The organism is Actinacidiphila acididurans, assembly GCF_016918855.1.
Taxonomy (GTDB): Bacteria; Actinomycetota; Actinomycetes; order Streptomycetales; family Streptomycetaceae; genus Actinacidiphila; species Actinacidiphila acididurans.
The window spans coordinates 98,167-122,827 of the sequence record NZ_JADKYB010000012.1; the positions used below are offsets into that span (position 1 = coordinate 98,167).

The 24,661-nt window shown below is 74.1% G+C and carries 13 protein-coding genes; 10 read left to right on the plus strand and 3 right to left on the minus strand.

Features of this window, described 5'->3' with window-relative positions; translation table 11 throughout:
- The first annotated feature begins 165 nt into the window (after window positions 1–165).
- The 8 genes from ITX44_RS22405 (at window position 166) to ITX44_RS22440 (ending at window position 18,584) form a co-directional block, all read left to right on the plus strand.
- Window positions 166–948, plus strand: coding sequence for an IclR family transcriptional regulator (locus tag ITX44_RS22405; protein WP_307795432.1), 783 nt, complete (start codon window positions 166–168; stop codon window positions 946–948).
- A 213-nt stretch (window positions 949–1,161) separates the two neighbouring features.
- On the plus strand, window positions 1,162–2,445 hold the full coding sequence (locus tag ITX44_RS22410; RefSeq protein WP_205359110.1) for an enolase C-terminal domain-like protein: 1,284 nt from the start codon (window positions 1,162–1,164) through the stop codon (window positions 2,443–2,445).
- Complete coding sequence (locus tag ITX44_RS22415) at window positions 2,442–3,113, plus strand: ThuA domain-containing protein (protein ID WP_307795433.1); 672 nt, start codon at window positions 2,442–2,444, stop codon at window positions 3,111–3,113. The genes ITX44_RS22410 and ITX44_RS22415 overlap by 4 nt, the downstream gene beginning before the upstream one ends.
- A gap of 41 nt (window positions 3,114–3,154) precedes the next feature.
- On the plus strand, window positions 3,155–4,216 hold the full coding sequence (locus ITX44_RS22420; RefSeq protein ID WP_205359251.1) for a Gfo/Idh/MocA family protein: 1,062 nt from the start codon (window positions 3,155–3,157) through the stop codon (window positions 4,214–4,216).
- A gap of 297 nt (window positions 4,217–4,513) precedes the next feature.
- On the plus strand, window positions 4,514–7,654 hold the full coding sequence (locus tag ITX44_RS22425; RefSeq protein WP_205359111.1) for an alpha-mannosidase: 3,141 nt from the start codon (window positions 4,514–4,516) through the stop codon (window positions 7,652–7,654).
- A 673-nt stretch (window positions 7,655–8,327) separates the two neighbouring features.
- Complete coding sequence (locus tag ITX44_RS22430; RefSeq protein ID WP_236061297.1) at window positions 8,328–10,448, plus strand: ROK family protein; 2,121 nt, start codon at window positions 8,328–8,330, stop codon at window positions 10,446–10,448.
- Between the two features lie 176 nt (window positions 10,449–10,624).
- Window positions 10,625–14,284, plus strand: coding sequence for a glycoside hydrolase family 3 C-terminal domain-containing protein (locus ITX44_RS22435; protein WP_205359113.1), 3,660 nt, complete (start codon window positions 10,625–10,627; stop codon window positions 14,282–14,284).
- Between the two features lie 289 nt (window positions 14,285–14,573).
- Entirely contained in the window at window positions 14,574–18,584 is a 4,011-nt protein-coding gene (locus ITX44_RS22440) for a glycoside hydrolase family 2 protein (protein ID WP_205359114.1), read from the plus strand.
- Between the two features lie 85 nt (window positions 18,585–18,669).
- On the opposite strand, the gene ITX44_RS22445 is transcribed toward ITX44_RS22440, so the two are convergent.
- Window positions 18,670–19,677 (minus strand): sugar phosphate isomerase/epimerase family protein, encoded by a 1,008-nt coding sequence (locus tag ITX44_RS22445; RefSeq protein ID WP_205359115.1) that lies wholly within the window; start codon window positions 19,675–19,677, stop codon window positions 18,670–18,672.
- A gap of 80 nt (window positions 19,678–19,757) precedes the next feature.
- Window positions 19,758–20,912, minus strand: a complete 1,155-nt coding sequence (locus tag ITX44_RS22450) for a Gfo/Idh/MocA family protein (RefSeq protein ID WP_205359252.1) — start codon at window positions 20,910–20,912, stop codon at window positions 19,758–19,760.
- 221 nt (window positions 20,913–21,133) lie between these two features.
- Here ITX44_RS22450 and ITX44_RS22455 point away from each other — a divergent pair, with 221 nt between their 5' ends.
- Window positions 21,134–22,321 (plus strand): ROK family transcriptional regulator, encoded by a 1,188-nt coding sequence (locus ITX44_RS22455; protein ID WP_205359116.1) that lies wholly within the window; start codon window positions 21,134–21,136, stop codon window positions 22,319–22,321.
- Between the two features lie 308 nt (window positions 22,322–22,629).
- Here ITX44_RS22455 and ITX44_RS22460 read toward each other — a convergent pair whose 3' ends face one another.
- Complete coding sequence (locus ITX44_RS22460; protein WP_205359117.1) at window positions 22,630–23,415, minus strand: VOC family protein; 786 nt, start codon at window positions 23,413–23,415, stop codon at window positions 22,630–22,632.
- A 248-nt stretch (window positions 23,416–23,663) separates the two neighbouring features.
- Here ITX44_RS22460 and ITX44_RS22465 point away from each other — a divergent pair, with 248 nt between their 5' ends.
- Window positions 23,664–24,479 (plus strand): sulfurtransferase, encoded by an 816-nt coding sequence (locus ITX44_RS22465; protein WP_205359118.1) that lies wholly within the window; start codon window positions 23,664–23,666, stop codon window positions 24,477–24,479.
- Window positions 24,480–24,661: the final 182 nt, after the last annotated feature.

A 24,661-nucleotide genomic window follows, 5' to 3' on the forward strand; every position in this document is an offset into this window, starting at 1 on the left:
CTACCTGTTGTTCGATCGTTCAGAAGACCGAATGACGTTTGGATAGCCGAACTTAAAGTCGTGTCTGAGGTAGCGTCAAGACACGGGGTGCGATTGGGTGTCCCTGGCGGGGGCGCACGGAAGCCGGCGCGGGGAGCCCGGGGAGCGGGAGGATCAGTGGAATCGGTGGCGGAAGCGGCACGCGGGCGCAAGCCCGAGGAGGTCAAGTCCGCGGCTCGTGTCCTTGAGGTACTGGAACTGCTGGGGGCGGAGGGGGCCCGGCTGTCGCTGGCGGAGATGGCCTCGGCGATGGCGGTGCCCAAGAGCAGCCTGCACGCCGTGCTGCGCACCATGGAGGCGCGCGGATGGGTGGACCTCGACCCGTCCGGCACCCGGTACAGCCTCGGCCTCAAGGCCCTGCTCACCGGCACCGCGTACCTGGAGGGCGACGACGTCACGAGCCTGGCCGGACCGGTGCTCGACGCGCTCGCCGAGGAGACCGGGGAGTCCGTCCACCTCGGCCGGCTGGACGGCACGCACGTCGTCTACCTGGCCAAACGCGAGTCGCGGCACGCGCTGCGGATGTACTCGGCGGTCGGCCGGCGGCTGCCGGCGCACGCCACCGCGCTGGGCAAGGCGGTGCTGTCGCAGTACGACGCGGCGGAGGTGCAGCGCCGGCTGGTCTGGCCGCTGGAGCGGCTGACCCCGAACACCGTTACCGACCCCGACGCCTTCCTCGCCCAGCTCGCCGAGGCCCGGCTGCGCGGCTGGGCGAGCGACGACGGCGAGAACTCGGTGGACATCCGGTGCGTGGCGGTGCCGCTGGGCGGCGGCCGGGCGGGCGACGCGCTCAGCTGCTCGGCGCCGGCCAGCCGGATGGACGACGTGCGGCTGGAGGAGGTCGCCCAGGCGGTGACCGAGGCCGCGCACTCGCTGAGCACCCTGCTCAAGCGGCTGGGCGCGCAGTGACGGTCTGACGGCCGGTCAGGGTCGGGGCGGACGGGGGCGGGAGCGGGGTCAGGGGCAGGGAGGGGTGAGCCGGATGCGCGCGGCCGTGACTGCGGTCTTGACCGGGCGGGTGGGGTTTGTCAGGGTGATTGACAAATCGCAAGGGCCTCCATACGTTCGGTAACCCGTACGCCATTCGGCTATCTGTACGTGGGACTTCTGGGGGTTCTCGCTATGGCATTGGCTGATGCCGGCCCCGCACCGCTCGCGCCCGCTCCCTGGGCCGACGAGCGGGGCGCCCGGATCCGCATCACGGCCGTCCGCACCTTCCTCACCGCCCCGCACGGCTGCCCCCACCTGATCGTGCGGGTCGAGACCAACGACCCCGGGCTGTACGGCCTGGGCTGCGCCAGCGACCCGCAGCGCACCCTGGCCGTCCGCTCCGTCCTCGACGACTACGTGGCCCCGCTGCTGGCCGGCCGCGACCCCGACGACATCGAGGACATCCACCGCCTGCTGCTCAACAGCGCCTACTGGCGCGGCGGTTCCGTCACCGGCAACGCCCTGGGCGGCATCGACGTCGCCCTGTGGGACCTGAAGGCCAAGCGCCTCGGGGTTCCGCTCTACCAGCTCTTCGGCGGCCGGGTGCGCACGTACGCCGACGCGTACACCCACGTCGACGGCCGCGACGCGCAGGAGATCGCCGACAAGGTACGGGCCGCCCGCGGCCGCGGCTACCGGCACGTGCGCATCCAGGCCGCGGTCCCCGGCGCCGACACGTACGGCACCAGGAGCGGCGACGCCGATCCCGAGGCGGTACGGACCCGGCGCGCGCCCTGGGACGCGGCCGGCTATCTGCGGTACGTGCCCGGCGTGCTCACAAAGGTGCGCGAACTGGTCGGCGACGACGTGGAACTGCTGCACGACGTGCACGAACGGCTCGACCCGCGGCAGGCCCGGGACTTCCTGCGCCGGGTGGAGGACGCCCGGCTGTACTTCGTTGAGGACCTGCTCGCCCCCGAGGACGCCGGGCACTTCAAGCGGCTGCACGACGCCTCCCCGGTGCCGCTCGCGGTCGGCGAACTCTTCCACGACCCGGCCCAGTTCACCGCGCTGGTGCTCGGCCCGGACATCGACTTCGCCCGGCTGCGCATCCCCACCCTCGGCGGCCTGACCCCGGCCCGCAAACTGGCCGCGCTGTGCGAACTGCGCGGCGTGCGGCTCGCCCCGCACGGCCCGGCCGACGTCAGCCCGGTCGCCCAGGCCGCCACCTTGGCGCTGGACATCTCCAGCCACGCCTTCGGCGTCCAGGAGGCGGCGGTCTTCAAGGACCCGGTGCACGAGGTCTTCCCCGGCACCGTCACCGCCACCGGCGGCGGTCTCGTCCCGCCCGAAACCCCCGGCCACGGCGTCGACTTCGACGAGACCGCCGCCCGTCGCCACCCCGTGCCCGAACCCCTGGCCCACGACCGCTGGGCCCTGCTGCGCAACACCGATGGGAGTGTGCAACGACCGTGACCGACGCCTCCGCACCCGACAGCCGCCGGGCCCTGGTGGTCCGCGGCGGCTGGGAGGGCCACGCGCCCGTGGCGATCAGCGACCTCTTCCTGCCCTTCCTGAAGGACCACGGCTTCACGGTCGAGACCGCCGAATCGCTCGACGTCTACGGCGACGCCGACCTGCTGGCCGCCACCGACCTGGTCGTCCAGTGCTGGACCATGGGCGAGATCGCCCCGGAGCACAGCCGGGCCCTGTCCGCCGCGGTCAAAGCCGGCACCGGCTTCGCCGGCTGGCACGGCGGCGTCCTGGACTCCTTCCGCGGCGACCTCGACTACCACCTGCTGACCGGCGGTCAGTTCCTCATGCACCCGCCGGGCTTCCTCGACCACACCGTCCACCCGGTGCCCGAGCGGGCCGGCCATCCCGTGATCGCCGGGCTCGGCGACTTCGCCGTGCACACCGAGCAGTACTGGGTCGCCACCGACCCCGACATCGACGTCCTCGCCACCACCACCTTCCCGGCCGGCGAGGAGCGCGACCACCCGGTCGTCATGCCCACCGTGTGGACCCGCGTCCATGGCGCCGGGAAGGTGTTCGTCTCCGCGATCGGGCACAAGGCCGACGACTTCGACGTACCCGAGGTCCGTACCCTCACGGAAAGGGGACTGCTGTGGGCGAGCCGGTGAGCGAGGCGACACCCGATCAGGTGGAGCCGCTGCGGGTCGGCATGGTCGGCGCCGGCAAGATCAGCGGCCAGTACCTGGCCACCCTCGCCGGGGCGAAGGGCCTGCGGCTGACCGCCGTCACCGACCTCGACCCGGATCGGGCCGAGCGGGCCGCGGAAGGCGCCGGCGCGCAGGTCGCGGGCAGCGTCGCGGACCTGGTCGCCCGCGACGACGTGGACGCCGTCCTCAACCTGACCGTCCCGGCCGCGCACGCCGACGTGGCGCTCGCCGCCATAGCCGCGGGCAAGCACGTCTACGGCGAGAAGCCGCTCGCGGCCACTCGGGAGGAGGCCGCCGCCGTCCTGGCCGCGGCCCGCGCCGCGGGTGTACGGGTCGGCTGCGCGCCGGACACGGTGCTCGGCACCGGCACCCAGACCGGGCGCAAGGCCGTGGACGACGGGCTGATCGGCACCCCGGTCGCCGCCACCGCCTTCATGACCACGGCCGGACACGAGGCATGGCACCCCGATCCCGAGTTCTACTACCGGCCCGGCGGCGGACCGTTGCTGGACATGGGCCCGTACTACCTGTCCGCGCTGGTCCACGTGCTCGGCCCGGTCGCGAAGGTCACCGGCGCGGCCTCGGCGCCGCGCGCCGAACGCGCGATCGGCAGCGGCCCCAGGGCCGGACAGCGGTTCGCCGTCGAGGTGGACACCCATGTCACCGGGGTGCTGCACCACGCGAGCGGCGCGCTGTCCACGCTCATGATGAGCTTCGACGTGCACGCCGCCCGCCTGCCGCGGATCGAGGTGTACGGCACCGAGGGCTCATTGTCGCTGCCCGACCCCAACAACTTCGACGGCACCGTGGAGTTGTGGACGCCCGGCAGCACGGACGGCTGGCGGCCGCTGCCGGTGGCGGCCGGACACCCGGGCGCCGGACGCGGCACGGGCCTGGCCGACCTCGCGGACGCGCTGACCGCCGGCCGCCCGCACCTGGCCTCGGCCGAACTCGCCGAGCACGTCCTGGACGTGATGCTCACCCTGCTGGACGCCGCGCACACCGGCCGCACCCTGGAGGTCGCCACCACCTGCCAACGGCCGGCCCCGGTCGTCCTGCCGTAGGACGATCGCGCGCCGCACCCGACCCCGCACGCACCCGCGCACGCACCCGCGTACACACCCCCGCGGACCAAGCCCGGGGGAAGCGGCGGGCGGCATTCCGTGCCGCCCGCCGTTTTTCATGGCCGCCGCGTCATCCGAATTTCCTGACGCAACTGCCCGCCGATGTCCACGAATTCCCCTGACAATTACGTTTTAGCAGGTCACGACCTGCGACAAGACGGAATTCGTGCGAGCCGTTGACTTGATAACACACATGGTTTTACATGGCGGTCACAGGCTGGACAGGAAGGGCTGCCCATGCATGACCGGATTGCCTCGGCTGAAGAACGGATAGCCGTATTCCTCGCCGGACGGCTGCGCCCGGCGCTGTATCCGCAGCGGCTCCCCATGGACGTCGGTGCCTGGCACATCCACGGCGAGCCGGTCCCGGCCCAGGTGGCGCTGCGGGCCGACTACACCCCGTTCGCGGTGGGCGAGGCCTGGGGCAAGCCGTGGGCCACCACCTGGTTCCGTACCGAGGCCACCGTGCCCGAACGGTGGGCCGGCCGCCGGGTGGAGGCCCTGTTCGACCTCGGCTGGACGTACGAGGCCGGAGTCGCCGGGCCCGACGACGCCGGGGTGTACGGCGGCCGGCCCGTCCCCTTCGACGCCGCCGGGTACGGGGGTCCCGGCGGCCGGGCCGAGGGGCTGGTGCACGACGCGCACGGCGTCCCGGTGCAGGGCCTGCACCCGCATCTGGGCGCCGTGCCGGTTGGCGCGCCCGCGGCCGGCGGGGAGCGGGTCACGCTGCTGGTCGAGGCGGCCGCCAACCCGTACATCGAGGTCGGCAGCGGCGCCGGCGTCCGCTACGGCGACCCGGTCACCGCCGGCGACGCCCCGCTGTACCGGCTGCGCCGCGCCGACCTGGCCGTGCGCGACGAGGACGTGTGGCAGCTCATCCACGACGTGGAGACCCTGGACGGCCTGATGCGGGCGCTGCCCGCGGACCTGCCGCGCCGGCACGAGATCCGGCTCGCCCTGGAACGCGCGGCCGACGCGGTGGACCCGCGGGCCGTCGCCCGTACCGCGGCCCGCGCCCGCGACCTGCTCGCCCCGGTGCTGGCCCGGCACGCCCACGACTCCGCGCACACCCTGGCGACGGTCGGCCACGCCCACATCGACTCCGCCTGGCTGTGGCCGGTGCGCGAGAGCATCCGCAAGTGCGCCCGCACCTTCAGCACCATGGCGGCGCTCGCCGAGGAGTACCCCGAATTGGTGGTCGCCGCCTCCTCCGCCCAGCACTACGCCTGGATGAAGGAGCACCACCCCGCGGTCTTCGAGCGCGTCCGCAAGGCCGTCGCCCACGGCAACTGGGCGCCGGTGGGCGGCATGTGGGTGGAGGCCGACGCCGAACTGCCGGGCGGCGAGGCGCTGGTGCGGCAGTTCGTGCTGGGCCGCCGCTTCTTCCGGGACGAACTCGGCACCGACGGGGACGGGGTGTGGCTGCCCGACGCCGCCGGTGCCTCCGCCGCCTTCCCGCAGATCGCCGCGCTCGCCGGCGCCCGCTGGCTGCTCACCCGCCGCCCCGACGACGGCTGCGCCCCGCCGCACCACACCTTCCGCTGGGAAGGCATCGACGGCACCGCGCTGTTCACCCACCTCGCCCCCGTGCCAGCCGCCGAGCCCGCCCTGACCGGCCCCGAGTTGGCCGCCGCCGTCGCCGGTTTCGCCGACAAGGGCGCCGCCGCCCGCTCCCTGCTGCCCTTCGGCCGCGCCGACGGCGGCCCCGACCGGGCCATGCTCGAACGCGCCCGCCGCACCGCCGACCTCGACGGCTCGCCCCGGGTCGAGCACACCGCCCCGGCCCGCTTCTTCCGCGACGCCGAACGCGAGTACCCCGGCGCCCCCGTCTGGCGTGGCGAACTCGACCTGACCGCACACCACGGCTCGTACACCAGCCAGGCCCGCACCAAGCGCGGCAACCGCACCGCCGAGGCGCTGCTGCACGAGGCCGAACTGTGGTCCGCGACCGCCGCCGTACGCCACGGGGTGCCCTACCCGTACGACGAGTTGGACGCGCTGTGGCGCAAGGTGCTGCTGCAGCAGTGCCACGACATCCTGCCCGGCACGTCCATCGCCTGGGTGCACGAGGAGGCCGAGCAGACCCACCGCGAGGTGCGGCGCCGGCTCGAGCGGCTGATCCGGCGCGCGGCCGGCGATCCGGAGGGCGGCAGCGTGCTCAACTCCGCGCCGTTGGACCGGCGCGAGGTCGTGGTGCTCGGCCCGGACCCGCTGCGCCCGCACGGGCAGCCGCTGGCCGGCGGACGGGTGGCCGTCCTCGCGCAGGCGCCCGCCCTCGGCGCCGGCACCGCGGGACTGCCACCGGCCGGCACCGCGCCGGTCACCGTGGTCGCCGACAGCGGCGGTCACGTGCTGGACAACGGCCTGCTGCGGGTCCGGGTGGACGCGGCCGGGCTGGTACGGTCCGTGCTCGACCTGGCCTCCGGCCGCGACGCCATCGCCCCCGGCGAGGCGGGGAACCTGCTGCAACTGCACCGCGACGACCCCACCGCGTTCAGCGCCCTGCGCCTCGACCCGCGCGAGTGCCGCGACCTGACGGCCGCGCAGTCCGTCGAGGTCCGGGAACGCGGGCCGCTGCTCGCCTCCTTGCGGGTGGTACGCGGCACCGGGCGCTCCACGGTGACGCAGGAGCTGAGCCTGACCGCCGGCGGGCGCTCCCTCACGGTCGACACCGAGGTCGACTGGCGCGAGGCGGACATGGTGCTCAAGGCCGCCTGGCCGCTGGACGTGCACGCCGAACACAGCCGGGCCGACGTGCAGTTCGGTCACGTGGTGCGGCCCACCGACGCCTCCGGCGAGAGCCGCGCCCACCGCTGGGTGCACGTCGCCGAGCACGGCTTCGGCGTCGCGCTGGCCGGGGACGCCACCCACGGCTACGACGTCGCCCGCCGCACCCGGCCCGGCGGCGGCACCACCACGGTGCTGCGCGCCACCCTGTTGAGGGCCCCGCACAGCCCCGACCCGCACGCCGACCGCGGCCGGCACCGCTTCCGCCACACCCTGCGCCCGGCCGCGGACGTCGCCGACGCCATCGCCGAGGGCTACGCGCTCGCCCTGCCGCTGCGCCCCGGACCCGCCGCCCCGCCGGGCCCGCCCCTGGTCCGGGTCGACCACCCCGACGTCCTCGTGGAGACCGTGAAGCTCGCCGACGACCGCAGCGGCGACGTCGTCGTCCGCCTCTACGAGTCCCGCGGCGGCCGCGCCCACGCCACCCTCACCGCCGACTTCCCCCTCACCGCCGTCCAGGAGACCGACCTGCTGGAGACCCCCCTCGCCGACCACCCCCACCCCGCCGGCCGCATCGCCCTGACCCTGCGCCCCTTCCAGATCCTCACCCTCCGCCTGGCCCGCCCCGCCGAGGAGCCCACCCGTGACTGACCCCACCCCCACGGAGCCGCCCCTCCCGCCCGAGGCGTCCCCCGACCCCGCGACCGGTCCCGCTCCTGTCTCGGTCCCGGTGCCGGCCGGGACCCCGGCCGCGCTCGGTGCCGAGCCCGGCGGGGGTACGGAGGGGTCGGTGGGTGCCCGCACCGATCCGGCGCCGGACGCCGTACCGCGGGCCGAGTCACCGGCCGAGCGGTCGGCCGTACCTGGTGCCGTTCCCGGCAGGGGTACGGAGGCGGTGGTGGGCGCCCGCACCGATTCCGCGCTGGGCACCGCACCGCTGACCGTGGGACGAGCCGAGCGATCTGCCGTACCGCCGCCCGTACTTGGCACCGATTCCGGCGGGGGTACGGAGGGGTCGGCGGTCGCCCGCACCGATCCGGCGCCGGGCGCCGTACCGCGCGCCGCACCGCTGACCGTTGGCCAAGCCGAGCCACCTGCCGTACCACCAGCCGTACTTGGCACCCACCCCGGCATGGGCGTGGTCACTCAGGCCCCCCTCCCCGTATCACCACCAGGCACTGCCCCCCGTGCTCAGCCGGCGGGCAGGCTGCGGCGGCCGCCCGCGTGGATATCGGCGGGGCCGTCCGCGCGGGCGCGGAGGGTGGGGGAGGAGGCGGGGGATCCGATGGAGGTGTTGCGGGGGTGGGCGGCCGGGAGCGGGCCGTTGGCGACGCGGGCGCGGGTGGTGTTGCTGGCCGCGGAGGGGGTGCGGGACGCGGAGATCTCGCGGCGGCTCGGGGTGTCGCGGCAGACCGCGGGGACCTGGCGGCACCGGTGGCAGAGCGCGGGGCTGGCCGGGCTGGAGCAGCGGCCGCGCACCGGGCGGCCGCCGACCGTGGACGAGGCGGAGGTGGTGGCGCGGGCCCTGCTCGCGCCCGGCGGGAGCGGCGCCAGCCGGGCCATCGCCCGTGAACTGGGCCTGTCGCACGCCACGGTGGCCGCGGTCCGCCGCCGCTGGGGGCTGACCGCCGACGCGGCCGCCGTACCGCGGGTGCCGACCCGGCCGCCGCTGCCCGGCGCCGAGGTGTGGGTGATGGGCCTGTACGCCGACGCGTCACGCGCGGTGTTGCTGGCCGGGACCGGTCCGGCCGGGCCACCGCCGCCCGCCGTGGCCACCGTGATCGGCGCCGACGTACTGGGCGCGCTGACCCAGGCACTGACCGCCCTGCGCCCCGCCGTCCCGCGGACGCGCCCGGCGGACCAGCCGGGCGACCCCGGCACGGCGGAGCTGGCCGCCTTCCTCGCCGAGGCCGCGGCCCGCCACCCGGACGTCGCGCTGCACGCGATCACCCTGTGGGACACCGCGCAGCCGCCCGCCCAGCCCCCGGCGGCGGGCGCCACGTACCACCTGCCGCCCGCGCACGCGACCCCGCTCGGCCTGTTCCGCGCGCTGATCGCGCTGGACTCCACCAGCCACCCGGAGTCCTCCCGGCGGGTGCATCTGGACCTGACCGCGGCGCTGGAGCGGGGCGGCACCCCGGTGCGGTGGCTGCGGGAGAACGTCGCGGGCCATCTGCGGGCCCCGCGCGAGCCGGCCGGCCCGCCCGCGCCGCCGCCCGCACCGGCCAGCAGCGGCGTGAACCAGATCGACCTGGGCTCCTTCAACGAGTGCGTGGTGATCGAGGCGGTCCGGCTGGCCGGCACCATCACCCGCGGCGAGATCGCCCACCGCACCGGGCTGACCCAGCAGTCGGTGTCCCGGATCGCCCGCTCGCTGCTGGACCGGGGCATCCTCGTGGAGGACGCGCAGCGCCGGGCCACCTCGGGCAAGCCCCGCACCCCCGTACGGCTGTGCGGCTCGGCGGCGCACGCGGTCGGCCTGCACATCGACCCCGAACTGCTGACCGCCGTGGTGATCGACCTCGACGGCGCGATCGTGTGCACCTGCACCCGGCCGGTCAGCCCCGACACCGACCCGGCGGACTTCGTGGCGCAGGCGGTCGCGCTCGGCCGGGAGGCGATGGAGAAGGCACGCGGTTCGGTGCCCGAGGACGGCTTCCTCGGCATCGGCGTGGCCGTCCCCGGCCCGGTGGACATCGCCTCCGGCACGGTGCTCGGCCCGCCGCTGCTCAAGGCGTGGCACGACCTGCCGCTGCTGTACCTGCTGAAGGACCACTTCCCCTGCCCGGTGATCATCGAGAAGGACTCGCTGGCCGCGGCGGCGGGGGAGCGGTGGATCGGCCGCGACCGCCGGGCCCGCGACTTCGCGTACCTGTACCTGGGCACCGGTGTGGGCTCGGGCCTGTATCTCAACGGCGACCTCTACCGCGGAGTGAGCGCCAACGCCGGGGAGTTCGGCCAGCTCTGCGCGATCGCGCTGGGCCGTACCGGGCCGGACGGCCGCCCGGAGATGGTGCCCGAGTGCAACCCGCCCGCCTCCGTACCGGAGTTCGCCGCCCGGCGCGGAGTGGCCGGCGGCGCCACGGGCACGGGCAGCACCGCCGCCTACCGGGCGGTCGGCCGGGCCGCGGCGGGCGGCGACCCGGGAGCGGCAGCCGCGGTGCGCGAGGTGGCCGGCGCCATCGGGCGCGGCGCGCTCGGTCTGGTGGACCTGCTGGACATCGACCTGATCGTGCTGGGCGGCCCGTTCTTCACCGAGGACGTGGCCGGCTTCTACCTGGACGAGATCACCCGGGTGGTCAACGAGTTCCCCACCGCCCGCAGGCTGCGCCGGGTCGCGGTGGAGCCCTCGGTGCTGAGCGCGGAGGCCGCGGCGGTCGGCGCCGCGTCGACCATCTTCCACGCCACGTTCACCCCGCGGCTGCGCGGCCGGGAGCGCCCCTGACCACTTTTTCCAGCTCCGAACAAAACGTGAGCGGATCAACTCCCGTCAGGAGTCTTGACGTTGACCAAAGCAGGCAAGAAACTGCCGCATTGACACCGCATTCCCCGAGGTTCCTTCGGATTTAGGCGTAATCCGGAGGGACGGCCGGGCCCCTGCTCGATGACGACGGAGGCAGGATGGACCAGCGAAAGCGCCGACGAGCCGGACTCGCCGCGCTGTGCGCTATGGCGTGCGCGATGACGCTGAGCGCGACCTACGGCGGCGGCAGCGCCCTCGCCGAGGCGCCGCGGGCGACCGCGACGACCACCCCGATCTACCTGGACACGCACTACTCCTTCGAGGAGCGCGCCGCGGACCTGGTGTCCCGGATGACCCTCCAGGAGAAGGTCCAGCAGCTCAGCACCAACAACGCGCCGGCCATCCCGCGGCTCGGGGTCCAGCAGTACACGTACTGGAGCGAGGGCCAGCACGGCATCAACCGGCTCGGCAACGACACCGCGGCCGGCGGTCAGGGCGAGCTGAACGTGAAGGCGACCAGCTTCCCCACCAACTTCGCCTCCTCCATGTCCTGGGACCGCGGCCTGATCTACCAGGAGACCAGCGCGATCTCCGACGAGGCCCGCGGCTTCCTGGACAAGTCGCTGTTCGGCACCGGGCAGAACAACCTCGGCCCCTCCGCGAGTGACTACGGCGCGCTGGTCTACTGGGCGCCCACCGTCAACCTCGACCGCGACCCGCGCTGGGGCCGCACCGACGAGGCGTTCGGCGAGGACCCGTACTTCGTCGGCCAGATGGCCGGCCAGTTCGTCGACGGCTACGAGGGCAACAACCCCGACGGCACCAGCCGGAACGGGTACCTGAAGGTCGCGGCCACGGCCAAGCACTACGCGCTGAACAACGTCGAGGACAACCGGACGGGCATCTCCTCGGACACGACGGACACGAATCTGCGGGACTACTACACCGCGCAGTTCCGCAGCCTCATCGAGCAGGCGCACGTGGCCGGCCTGATGACGTCGTACAACGCGATCAACGGCACGCCGTCGGTGGCGGACACGTACACCACCAACGAACTGGCCCAGCGCACCTACGGGTTCAACGGCTACATCACCTCCGACTGCGGCGCGGTCGGGACCACGTACAAGAATCCGCCGAGCGGGCACGCGTGGGCGCCGCCGGGGTGGTCGACGGACAAGCAGGGCGACACCTCGACGTGGACCAACACGTCCACGGGTACGAAGGTGCCGGGTGCCGCGGGCGGGCAGGCGTACGCCCTGCGGGCCGGCACCGACCTGAACTGCACCGGGGACGAGGCCACCACGGCCAACATCCAGGCGGCGATCGACGCGGGCATCCTGAGCGAGGGCGTCATCGACACCGCGCTGGTGAAGGTGTTCACCATCCGCATGGAGACCGGCGAGTTCGACCCGGCCGGCTCGAACTCGTACACCAACATCACCAAGGACCAGATCGAGAGCCCCGCCCACCAGGCGCTGGCGGTCAAGGTCGCGGACAACTCCCTGGTGCTGCTGAAGAACGACAAGCCCGCCGGGGCCAAGGCGCCGCTGCTGCCGGTGAACCCGGACACCACCAAGAAGGTCGTGGTCCTCGGCGACCTGGCGAACACCACCTCGCTCGGCCTCTACAGCGGCCAGCCCGACCACACCACGAGCCCGCTGCAGGGCATCAAGGACGAGGTGTACGCGGCCGACTCCACCGCCTCGGTGGTCTACGACGCGGCCGGCTCCTCGTCCACCGCCACCACCCCGGTGACGCTGTCGGACCAGACCAAGGCCGCCGTCAAGGCCGCCGACCTGGTCGTCGTCATGGTCGGCACCACCCAGGCCAACGCGGACGAGGGCAAGGACCGGGCGAACCTGGCGATGCCGGGCAACTACCAGTCGCTGATCGACGCCGCCAAGGCGGTCGGCAACGGCAAGCTCGCGCTGGTCGTCCAGTCCGACGGCCCGGTGGACCTCGGCGGCGCGCAGGCGGCCGGCTCCGGCGTGAACTCGATCGTGTTCAGCGGCTACAACGGCCAGGCCCAGGGCACCGCGCTGGCCGACGTGCTGTTCGGCGCCCAGAACCCGTCCGCGCACCTGAACTTCACCTGGTACAAGGACGACTCGCAGCTCCCGGACAAGCAGAACTACGGCCTGACCCCCGGCCAGACCGGCGGACTCGGCCGCACCTACCAGTACTTCACCGGCACCCCGACCTACCCGTTCGGCTACGGGCTGAGCTACACGAACTTCGCCTTCGGCCACGTGACGCCCAACCTCACGCACATCACCCCGGACGGCTCGGTCACCGTCGGCGTGGACGTCACGAACACCGGCAAGGCCGCCGGCGCCACCGTGGCCCAGCTCTACGCCGCCACCCAGTTCAGCGTCTCCGGCGTCGAACTGCCCAAGAAGCGCCTGGTCGGCTTCGCCAAGTCGGGCGTCCTCCAGCCGGGCCAGACCCAGCACCTGACGATGACGGTCAAGGGCGCCGACCTGTCCTTCTGGGACGCGGCGCACTCGCGGGAGACCGTCTACCCCGGCGCCTACGACTTCCAGGTCGGCCCGGACTCCGCGCACACCGCCGGCGTCGCCACCGTACGGATCAGCGGCAGCCTGACGCCCAAGGTCCAGGACGTCACGGTGCAGCCGGAGAACGTCGTCCACAACGCCGGTGACACCTTCAGCCTCACCGGGAAGAACCGCTGGATCAAGGACGACACCGACCACACCAAGGAGCAGCGGGACTTCTCCGTCACCGCCGACAACGTCGTCGAGGCCGTCAACAACGACCAGTCCTTCGTGGACCTGGCCAAGGCCAAGGTGAGCTACGCCAGCAGCAACCCGTCCGTGGCCACGGTGGACGCCGACGGCACCGTGCACGCGGTCTCCGACGGCGTGGCCACCATCAAGGTGACCGTGAACGGCGTCACCGGCTCCGCCCCGGTCGTGGTGCGCAACACCCTGACCCTGAGCGCCCTGCCGATCTCCAAGGCCGGCACCACCTTGACCGCGACCACCACCTACATCAACGGCGCCACCACGCCGGCGAGCAACGTCACGGTCAGCCTCAACACCCCCGACGGCTGGACCGCGACGCCCACCACCCCGGCCTCCTTCCCGACGGTCGCCCCCGGCCAGAAGGCCACCACCACCTGGCAGGTGGCGATCCCGGACGGTGCCGCGCCGGACAACTACACCCTGGACGCGAGCGTCACCGCGCCCGCCGGCGCACTGACCGCGCAGACCCCGGTCACCGTGTCGTACGCGTCGCTGGCCGACGCCTTCAACAACTCCGGCGTCAGCGACGACAACAACACCAAGACCGGCAGCATCGACGGCGAGGGCGCCAGCTTCTCCGCCCAGGCGCTGGCCGCGGCCGGCTGGACGTCCGGCCAGCGCACCACGCACGACGGGGTGAGCTTCCTGTGGCCCGCCACCGCGGGCACCGGGCAGCCGGACAACGTCGCCGCCGGCGGCCAGGGCATCGAAGTGACCGGCACCGGCAGCAAGCTGGGCTTCGTCGGCACCAGCGCCTTCGGCACCACCTCCGGCAGCGGCACCATCGTCTACACCGACGGCACCACGCAGAACTACGCGCTGGCCTTCGCCGACTGGTGGTCCGGCTCCGCCGCGCAGGGCAGCGACATCGCCGCCACCACGCCGTACCTCAACAACGGCGGCGGCCAGCAGAACAACACCGTCCACATGTACGCCGCGACCGTGGACCTGCTGCCCGGCAAGACCGTGGCCGCGATCACCCTGCCCGGCGTGGGCAAGACCGTGGTGGACCACCAGCCGTCCATGCACATCTTCTCGGTCGCCATCGGCTGATCCTCCGCCGCCGGCTGAACTCCTGCCGCCGGCTGATCCTCGCCCTCGGCTGATTCCCGCCGGGCCCCGCAGTCACCGGGCCCGAGGGACGGGGCCGGTCCGCGCACAGGCGGACCGGCCCCGCGCCGGGCACCGTCCCGCACCCGACTTTTCTCTCCGGCCGCGGCGCACCGGCCCGTCCTCCGGTGTGCCGCCGCGCCGTGCTCCGGCGTGCCCCGCGCCGCCGCTCCCGCTTCCCCCACCCCGTTCGGCAGGCCGGGCCGCGCCTGCCCGCACACGGAGGCTTCCCGTGAACCAGCCCAACCCGCCCCGCCGGCAGCACCACGGCGGCGAACTGGTCCCCACCCGCCGCCAGATCCTCACCGTCGGCGCGGCGACCGCCGCAGCGCTGGGCCTGAGCCGGCTCGGCACCGCCCAGGCCGCCACCCCCGGTCCGCAGACCGACGGCGGCCGGGTGCTCCAGTCCCTCAACGGCACCTGGGACTTCCTGCCCACCACCACGGGCGCCGCCTACCCGCCGCCCGCCACCGGCTGGGCCACCATCCCGGTGCCCGCGGAGTGGAACATGAGCGGCGGGCCGTTCAGCACCCCCTGGGGGGCGTACGACCTGTTCGAGACGCCCACCGACTGGAACTCGGTCGACGCCGCCTGGTACCGCCGCGACCTGACCGTCCCGGCGAGCAGCAAGGGCCGCCGGATCGTGCTGCGCTTCGAGGCCGTCAACTTCGAGAGCACGGTGTACGCCGGCGGCGTCCAGGTCGCCCACCACGCCGAGGGACTGCTGCCCTTCGAGGCCGACATCACCGACCAGGTGACCTTCGGCGGCACCACCACCGTCCACGTCCTGGTGCGCTCGCCCAACGCCGCCGCCCGGCAGGGCGACGGCTACCACCACCCGGCCGGCTCCTGGTGGGGCCAGTACGCGGCCGGCATCTGGCAGGACGTGTGGCTGCTGTCCCGCGACCAGGTCTCGGTCGCCGACACCGCCGTGGTCACCTCGGTCGCCGACGGCACCCTGACCGCCACCACCACGCTGCGCAACGACGGGCCGGCCGCCCGTACCGTACGCGTCGACCACACCGTGTGGGACGGCGCCCGCCAGGTGCTGCGCGTCCCCGGCCAGGTCACCGTCCCGGCCGGCGGCACCGCGCAGATCCGGCCCGGCACCACCTGGCGCGACGCGCGGCTGTGGAGCCCGGAGGACCCGCACCTGTACGAGCTGCGGGTGGACGTCCGCGACACCGCCACCGGCCCGGTGCTGGACTCGGCCACCACCCGCTTCGGCTTCCGCGAGGTCACCGTCGACGGCGTCGCCCTCGAGCTCAACGGCCGGCCGCTGCTGCTGCGCGGCGACTCCTGGCACTACATGGGCTCGGTCCAGAACAGCCGCGCCTACGCCGAGATGTGGATGAGCATGGCCAAGGCCGCCGGCGTCAACTACATGCGCCTGCACGCCATGCCGTACCCGCCGGTCTACTACGACGTCGCCGACGAGATGGGCATGCTCATCGTCGGCGAGTCCGGGATCTACGGCTCCTCGGGCAACTACGCCATGAACGCGGCCGACTTCTGGGACAACTGCGCCACCCACCTGGGCGACCGCGTGGCCCGGGACCGCAACCACCCCTCGATCATCGCGTGGAGCGCGGAGAACGAGATGCTCGCCGCCTTCGGGCAGAGCTGGGCGGCCAAGGTCGCCGCCCTCAAGCCCGCGGTGGTCGCGGCGGACACCAGCCGCCCGGTGTACTTCGAGGGCGACGGCGACCCGCAGGGCGCGGGCGACCTGCGCAGCACCCACTACCCGCTGGAGATCACCACCCACGACACGGCCATCCCGGAGACCGGCCGGGCGCTCGCCCCCGGGCAGAGCCGCGGCAACGAGTGGGACCGCAAGAAGCCCTTCCTGATCAGCGAGTTCAGCTCCATGTACTACGCCAACCCGGCCGACGTCAGCGCGATCGGCGGCCCCGCGGCGTACGCGGACACCGACGGGCTGTGGGCCGCCCACGCGCTCACCCTGCGGGCCCAGATCGAGGGCTTCCGGCTGGCCGGCATCACCGCCATCTCGCCCTGGAACACCGTCTGGTACGGCATGCAGCCGCTGCCCTTCGACGGTACCTCGGTGCCCACCGCCGACCCCAGCGGCTCCGGCCCGGTGCTGCGGCGGGTCGGCCGGTACGCGGCCACCCTCAACCCCGGCTTCCAGCAGGGGATCCCGGCCTACCGGCCCAACCCCATCCACGGCGCCGTCGCCCGCACCTTCGCCCCCATCGCCGCCTACGCGATGGACTACCGCACCCACGCCTACGGCGGCGCCACCTTCTCCCGCGACCTGCTGCTGTGCAACGACACCGCCGAGGACGCGACGCTCACCGTGCACTGGCAGGTCCGCGGGAACGCCGGACTGGCCACCCGCAACGGCCACACCACCGTCACCGTGCCCGCCACCGGCCGTACCACGATCACCACCACCCTCGACCTGCCGCAGGTGACCAAGGACGCCCCCGCCACCTGGCGGGTCACCGTCGAGCAGAACGGCGAGCGCCGGTTCACCGACAAGGCCGCACTCACCGTGTACGCAGCCGCACCGGCCCTCGGCGTGCCGCTGCGGGCCGCGGTCCTGGAGGGCGCCTCGGGCGCGGCCACCACCAAGGCGCTGGCCGCCCTCGGCGTCACCACCCGCACCCTTGCCGACCTGTCCGCGCTGCCCGACCCCGCCTCCGGCGAGGTCCTGGTGATCGCCGAGGGCTACGGCGCCGCCGCGACCGCGGACGACCGCACCCGGGTCACCCAGTTCGTCGCGGCGGGCGGCCAGGTGCTGGTGCTCGCCCAGAGCGCGCTGCCGCAGATCCTGCCCTGGCCGCAGTTCACCGTCGGCACCCCGCAGACCATCACCCACCCGGTCGCCCCGCACCACCCGGTGCTGGCCGGCCTGGACGCCGACGACCTGCGCTGGTGGCAGACCCCGAACGAACTGGCCGTGAGCACCCTGCTGCTCAAGCCGCGGTTCGGCAGCCTGCTCTCGCTCGCCGACGCCGGCCCCGCGCTCGCCGCCTCCGCGCTGGCCGAGGCCCGCTACGGCAACGGCCGCTACCTGCTGTGCCAGTACCCGGTGGTGGCCGCGCAGGCCGCCGAGCCGATCGCCGCCAAGCTGCTGGGCAACCTGCTGCGGGCGCTGGCCGACCGGCCCGCGGCCACCCGTACCACCGCGGTGCTGGGCGCCGCGAACAGCCCGGTCGTCCCCACCCTGAAAGCCGCCTCCGTCGCGGTGAGCACGCTGACCTCGATCGACGTGGCGAGCCTGAGCGGCCTCGGGGTCCTCGTGGTGGACGCCGCGCCCGGCAACGAGACGGCACTGGCGTCCCTGAAGGACCACGCCTCCGACGTCTCCGCCTGGGTGGCCAAGGGCGGCACCCTGTGGATCAACGGCGCCACCCCCGCCACCTGGCCGTCGGTGGCCGGCTTCCTGCCGCCGGCCGCCGCCCTGTCACCGGTGGACGCCACCCACCAGCACGGCGCGGTGGTCACCGGCGACAGCCCGCTCACCAGCGGCATCAACAACGCCGACCTGGACTGGCCGGGCTCGGGCTCGGCCCTGGCCGGCTACACGGTGACGGCGAACGGCGGCACCGCGGCGGCCACCACCCGGGCGGTCGCCTGGAGTTCCTTCAGCGCAGGCAACGAGCAGACCAAGTACGGCCGCGCCCTGGACAGCACCCTCGGCTTCACCCCCGGCGCGGTCCTGTGGCAGGGCGCCTCGGGCTCCGGCACGGTGCTGGTCGACCAGCTCAAGTGGCCGAGCGCCGCCGCCCTGCCGGTCCAGGTGGGCCTGGCCGCCCTGCTCGCCGCGAACACCGGCGCCGCCTTCAGCGCCGGCTCCGGCTCGGGCGAACTGCCCACCGACGGCTGGAAGGGCTTCACCAACCCGGCCTCCTCCGACCCCGCCAACGCCTTCGACCGCAACCCCAGCACCCGCTGGAGCAGCGACGCGCTCCAGAAGCCGGGGATGTACTACGGCCTCGACCTCGGCGCGGTGCGCCGGGTGACCCGCGTCGTGTGGGACACCTCGGGCTCCAGCAGCGACTACCCGCGCGGCGTCGACGTCCAGGTGTCCACCGACAACTCCACCTGGACCACGGTCCTCAGCATCCCCGACACTGGCTCGTACGTCGCCGGCGGCGTCCTCGTGCTCACCTTCGACCCGGTGGACGCCCGCTATCTGAAGTTCGTCGACACCGGATCCGCCCCCGGCAACTATCTGTCGCTGCACGAGATCTACGTCTACCAGCCGGCGAGCTGACCCGCCTTTGCCCGCGCAGAACGGTGCCGCCCGCCCCTCGACGGGGGCGGGCGGCACCCCGCGCCGGCACGCGCTGCCGGGAACGTCAGGACTGCGAGCTGAACGCCGAGTCGAAGGACGCGGCCGGCGGCTCGATCGCGGCCAGCGCCCGTACGTGCGCCAGCGCCTGGGGCGCGCCCAGCAGCCGGTCCATCCCGGCGTCCTCCCACTCCACCGAGATCGGGCCCTCGTAGCCGATGCTGTTGAGCATCCGGAACACCGGCTCCCACGGCACGTCGCCGTGCCCGGTGGACACGAAGTCCCAGCCGCGCCGCGGGTCGCCCCACGGCAGGTGCGAACCGAGCCGCCCGTTGCGTCCGTTGAGCTGCTTGACCGACTCCTTGCAGTCCACGTGGTAGATCCGGTCCCGGAAGTCGTAGAGGAAGCCCACCGGGTCCAGGTCCTGCCACACGAAGTGGCTCGGGTCGAAGTTCAGCCCGAACGCCGGGCGGCGGCCGACCGCCTCCAGCGTGCGTACCGTCGTCCAGTAGTCGTACGCGATCTCGCCCGGGTGCACCTCGTGCGCGAACCGCACCCCCACCTCGTCGAAGACGTCGAGGATCGGGTTCCAGCGGTCGGCGAAGTCGGCGAAGCCGCGGTCGATCATGGTGTCCGGCACCGGCGGGAACATCGCCACGGTGTGCCAGATGGAGGAGCCGGTGAAGCCGACCACGGTGGACACGCCGAAGGCCGCCGCGGCCCTGGCGGTGTTCTCGATCTCCTCCGCGGCCCGCTGCCGCACCCCCTCCGGCTCGCCGTCGCCCCAGATCCTGGCCGGCAGGATGCCCCGGTGCCGCTCGTCGATCGGGTGGTCGCAGACCGCCTGGCCGGTCAGATGGCAGGAGATCGTCCAGCACTTCAGTCCGTGCTTCTCCAGCGTGTCGCGCAGCCGGGGCAGATAGGCGTCGTCGGACAGCGCGGCCTCGACGTCGAAGTGGTCGCCCCAGCAGGCGATCTCCAGGCCGTCGTAGCCCCATTCCGCGGCCAGCCGGCACACCTCGGTGAACGGCAGATCCGCGAACTGACCGGTGAACAGCGTGACGGGGCGGGCCATGTGCGTCCTCCTGGGGTCGAGGGGGTACGTGGGCGGGCACGGCTTTGCGGGCGCGCGGCGCCGGGGACGGCCGCGGCGGGTCAGGGCTGCCGCGGGTCCACCGGCACGTGGGTGCCGCCCGCCGCGGCGCTGGACTCGACGGCCGCCAGCACCCGCTGCACCCGCAGGCCGTCGGCGAAGGACGGCTGCGGGTCGGCGCCCTCGGCGACCGCGGTGACGAAGTCCCGCACCTGGTGGGTGAAGGTGTGCTCGTAGCCGATCAGGTGGCCCGGCGGCCACCAGGCGTCCAGGTAGGGGTGGGTGGACTCGGTGACCAGGATCCGGCGGAAGCCGGCCGTGGCCGGGTCCTCCGAGCGGTCGTGGAAGGCGAGTTCGTTCATTGACTCGGCGTCGAAGGCGAGGCTGCCGGCCGAGCCGCTGATCTCGATCCGCATGGCGTTCTTGTGCCCGGTGGCGAACCGGGTGGCCTCGAAGACGCCGATCGCGCCGCCGTCGAAGCGCGCGGTGAACAGCGCCGCGTCGTCCACCGTGACCGGGCCGGTCTCCGCCGAGGCCGTGCCGGACAGCCCGCTCGCACTGGCCGGCAGCGGCCGCTCGGTGACGAAGGTCTCCAGCAGCGCGCCCACCGAGGTCACCCGCTGCCCGGTCAGGTACTGGGCCGCGTCGATGCTGTGCGCGCCCAGGTCGCCGAGCGCCCCCGAGCCCGCCTTGTCCTTGCGCAGCCGCCAGGCCAGCGGGAACTGCGGGTCCACCAGCCAGTCCTGGAGGTACTGCGCGCGCACCTGGTGGATCCGGCCGAGCCGGCCCTCCTCGATCAGCGCGCGGGCCAGCGCGAGCGCCGGCACCCGGCGGTAGTTGAAGGCCACCATGGACCGCACGCCGGCCGCCCGGGCCCGCTCGGCCGCCTCCGTCATCGCCTCCGCCTGGACCACCGAGTTGGCCAGCGGCTTCTCGCACAGCACGTGCTTGCCCGCGGCCAGCGCGGCCAGCGCGATCTCGGCGTGACTGTCACCGGGGGTGCAGATGTCCACCACGTCGATGTCGTCCCGCTCGACCAGCGCCCGCCAGTCGGTCTCGTACGAACTCCAGCCGTAGGTCCGCGCGGCCCGGCTCACCCGCTCCTCGTCCCGCCCGCACACCGCGGTCAACTCCGGGGTCAGCGGCAGCGGGAAGAAGCGCGGCGCGGTACGCCAGGCGTGGGAGTGGGCCGCGCCCATGAAGGCGTGGCCCACCATGCCGATCCGCAGGGCCGGCGGTGGGGTCGTCGTCACGTGCGTCCTCCTGGCGGGAGAGCAGTGAATCGTTATTCATCCGGAATCGACTGAAACTCGTCTCACCGGCTAGAACGGATAGCGAGTTTCTGCCTGAAGTCCTGCATAAGTCAACACTCTTGACGGGAAGAACGGCAAGAGACACCACGTACACCTATATACCGGGGGTCACGATCGACACACCAGTGAACCTGCGCGAGGTGGGCCGGCTGCGGGTGCTGGAAGCCCTGCACGCCGCCCCGCGCAGCAGCCGGCCCGAACTGGTCCGCGTCACCGGCCTGTCCCGGGCCACCGTCTCCTCGCTGATCGCCGACCTGATCGCCATCGGCCTGGTCACCGAGGACGAGAGCGGCGACGATGCCGAGCCGCGCCGCACCGGCCGCCCCGCGCAGTCGCTCTCGCTCGTGCCGACCGCCGGGTACGCGATCGGCGCCGACATCGGCCACCAGCACGTCCGCGTCATCCTGTGCGACCTGTTCGGCGCGGTGCTCTGGGAGCACTGGGTGGCCAAGGACGTCGACCGGGCCCCCGACGAGACCCTGGACCTGGTGGCCGTCCTGGTCGGCCGCGCCCTCCAGGAGGCCGGCGTGGCCCGCTCGCGCGTGCTCGGCATCGGCGCCGGCATCGCCTCGCCGGTCGAGAAGGGCAGCGGCGCGCTCGGCGCCGAGGGCATCATGCCCGGCTGGGTCGGCCTGCACCTGACCGAGGAACTGCGCCGGCGCACCGCCCTGCCGGTCCGGGTCACCAACGACGCGAACGCCGGCGCCCTGGCCGAGCGGATGTACGGCGCCGGGCGGCAGGTCGGCGACATGGTCTACGTACGCCTGTCCGCCGGTATAGGAGCCGGCATCGTCAGCAGCGGCCGCCTGCTGCTGGGCGCCCGCGGCCTGGCCGGCGAGATCGGCCACCTCCCGCTGATCGCCGACGGCCTGATCTGCCGCTGCGGCAACCGCGGCTGCCTGGAGACGGTCGCCAGCCCCGTCGCCATCGCCCGCCTGCTCTCCGACAGCTGGGGCCACCAGGTGGCCGCCCGCGACCTGCCCACCCTGATCGAGCAGCGCAACACCGGCGCGCTGCGGGCCGTCCGGGACGCCGGCGACGCGGTGGGCCGCGCCCTGTCCACCCTGGTCACCCTCCTCAACCCCCGCCTGATCGTGGTCGGCGGCGACCTCGCCGGAGCCGGTGAGGACATCCTGGAGCCGATGCGCGCCGGGGTCCGCCGCCACACCCTCCCGTCCGCCGCCGTAGGCGTCGAGATCGTCACCGGCGGCCTCGGCGACGGCGCCGAAGTCCGCGGCGCGGCCGGCCTGGTCCTCGCCGACGCCCCCCTCCTGCTTGCCGCGATGCCGGCCGAGGAGTCGGCACCGGCCTGACAGCCTGTCCGTACGGTGGCCGGCCGGGTCGGGCCGAGGCGTCAGGTGCTGTCGGCGGTGATGCTGGGTGGCGGCCGCTCCGGCTGACGCCTCGTCCGCACGATGGCCGGCTGAGGCCACCCCGGGGCTTCAGCGCTGCGGCGGTGGCCGCGTGGTGGCCGCTCCGGCCTGACGCGTCGGTACGGCGGCCGGCTCGGTGGGGCCGGAGCCCGAGTCGCCGACGGCCCGGCCGCCGGCCGAGGAGGCCGTACGCGCCTGGCATGTCCTTGGTGTGGCACGCGCCGCCCGGGCTCGGTCGGGCCGGGGCCTCAGCCGGACGACGCCTGGGCGGGGGCGATGAGGGCGAAGGCGGCGCCCTCCGGGTCGAGCAGGGTCGCCATGCGGCCGTAGCGGGAGTCGTGGGGTGGGGCCACCACGCGCGCGCCCAGGGTGGTCGCGCGGGTCACCGTGCGGTCCGGGTCGTCGGTCGCGAAGTAGGTGAGCCAGTGGGCGCCGCGGTCCCGGGGGAGGCGCGTGCCCATGCCGCGGACGCCCGCCACCGGGCGCCGCCCGGCCGTCAGGACCACGCGGTCGGGCTCACCGCCGCGCGACCGTCCGGCGTCCAGGCCGAAGACGACCTCGTAGAACTTGGCGACGAGCGCGGTCTCCGCCGTCCACAGTTCGCTCCAGGCCACCGCGCCGGGCACGCCGGCCAGGTCCGCGCCGGCCAGCAGTTCGCTCTGCCAGATGCCGAACACCGCGCCCGCGGGGTCCGCCGCCATCGCCAGCCGGCCCTCGTCGCCGGTGCTCAGCGGCCCGACGCCGACGGTGCCGCCGCAGGCCCGCACCGCCTCGGCCGCCTGGTCCACGTCGTCCGCGGCGAGCACCGTGGTCCACGACACCGGCCGGTACGGGTCGGCCGGCGCCTGGCCGATGCCCGCCACCCGCCGCCCGTCCAGCACCGCGAACGCGTACCCGCCCAGGCCCCCCGGACCCGGCTCGAACTCCCAGCCGAACAGCGCTCCGTAGAAGTCGCGCGCTTCCTGCGCCCGGTGCGTCATCAGCCCCGCCCAGCAGGGCGTGCCGGGCAGGCGGCGGCCCGTTGCCTCGGTCATGCGAAACGTAGCTCCTCTGAGGCGTACGGCGGCGCGTGCGTCGTGTGCGGGCAAGGTGGCCCCATGATGCTCGCACCACCTGGCGCCGGAAACGCCCCGGCCGCGCCGCTTTCATCACCGTGACGCCGGGGCGCGGCCGAAATGCTATGTCATGTTCGCATTGACGTCATCACCGTGCGCCGTTACGGCATCACTGTGCGGCGTGCCCCGGTCCCACGGCACGCCGCGCAGGCGCCCACAATGGACCCATGCAACCGATCATCTCCGCCGCGGAACTCGCCGAAACCACCGGCCGCACCGTCCTGCTCGACGTCCGCTACCGGCTCGGCGGCCCGCCCGGACACCCCGAGTACGCCAAGGGCCACATCCCCGGCGCGCGTTACGTCGACCTGGACGCGGAACTGGCCGGGCCGCCCGGTGCCGGCGGCCGCCACCCGCTGCCCGACCCCGAGCAGTTCGGCGCCGCCATGCGCCGCGCGGGCGTGAGCGCCGACTCCGACGTGGTGGTCTACGACGACTGGAACGGCTGGGGTCCGGCCCGCGCCTGGTGGCTGCTGCGCTGGGCCGGCCACGAGCGGGTACGGGTCCTCGACGGCGGGCTCGCCGCCTGGCGCGCGGCCGGCCTCCCCCTGACCACCGACGAACCGGCCCCCGGCAAGGGCGACTTCGTCCCCCGCCCCGGCTCCCTCCCGGTCCTGGACGCCGACGCCGCCGCCGACCTCGCCCGTACCGGCCTGCTCCTCGACGCCCGCGCCCCCGAGCGCTACCGCGGCGACATCGAGCCCATCGACCCGGTCGCCGGCCACATCCCCGGCGCCGTCAACGCCCCCACCACCGAAAACGTCACCCCCGACGGCCACTTCCTCCCCGCCGCCGACCTCACCCGCCGCTTCGCCGCCCTCGGCGCCACCACCGCCCCCCACGTCGGCGTCTACTGCGGCTCCGGCGTCTCCGCCGCCCACGAACTCCTCGCCCTCACCCTCGCCGGCATCCCCGCCACCCTCTACCCCGGCTCCTGGAGCGAATGGACCACCAACCCCTCCCGCCCCGTGGCCAAGGGCTGACCTAACGGGAGTAGGGCACGCCACAAGGACCTAAGGGGCGCGGGGCTGTGCCTGATCTGCGGCTGGCGCCGCGTGGGGGCGCGCGCAACCAAAGACGACCGTGCGTCGGCAACGCACCGCAGGTGCAACGGCGAGTTGCCGCGCAACGCAGTAGGGCACCGAAACAGGGGCGCGGGGCTGTG

Bases quoted from the DNA above. Each gene is read 5' to 3' on its own strand.
- ITX44_RS22445 (WP_205359115.1), bottom strand. From the start codon at position 19,677: ATGGCCCGCCCCGTCACGCTGTTCACCGGTCAGTTCGCGGATCTGCCG.
- ITX44_RS22410 (WP_205359110.1), top strand. From the start codon at position 1,162: ATGGCATTGGCTGATGCCGGCCCCGCACCGCTCGCGCCCGCTCCCTGG.
- ITX44_RS22460 (WP_205359117.1), bottom strand. From the start codon at position 23,415: ATGACCGAGGCAACGGGCCGCCGCCTGCCCGGCACGCCCTGCTGGGCG.
- ITX44_RS22425 (WP_205359111.1), top strand. From the start codon at position 4,514: ATGCATGACCGGATTGCCTCGGCTGAAGAACGGATAGCCGTATTCCTC.
- ITX44_RS22450 (WP_205359252.1), bottom strand. From the start codon at position 20,912: ATGGTGGGCCACGCCTTCATGGGCGCGGCCCACTCCCACGCCTGGCGT.
- ITX44_RS22435 (WP_205359113.1), top strand. From the start codon at position 10,625: ATGGACCAGCGAAAGCGCCGACGAGCCGGACTCGCCGCGCTGTGCGCT.
- ITX44_RS22420 (WP_205359251.1), top strand. From the start codon at position 3,155: ATGGTCGGCGCCGGCAAGATCAGCGGCCAGTACCTGGCCACCCTCGCC.
- ITX44_RS22465 (WP_205359118.1), top strand. From the start codon at position 23,664: ATGCAACCGATCATCTCCGCCGCGGAACTCGCCGAAACCACCGGCCGC.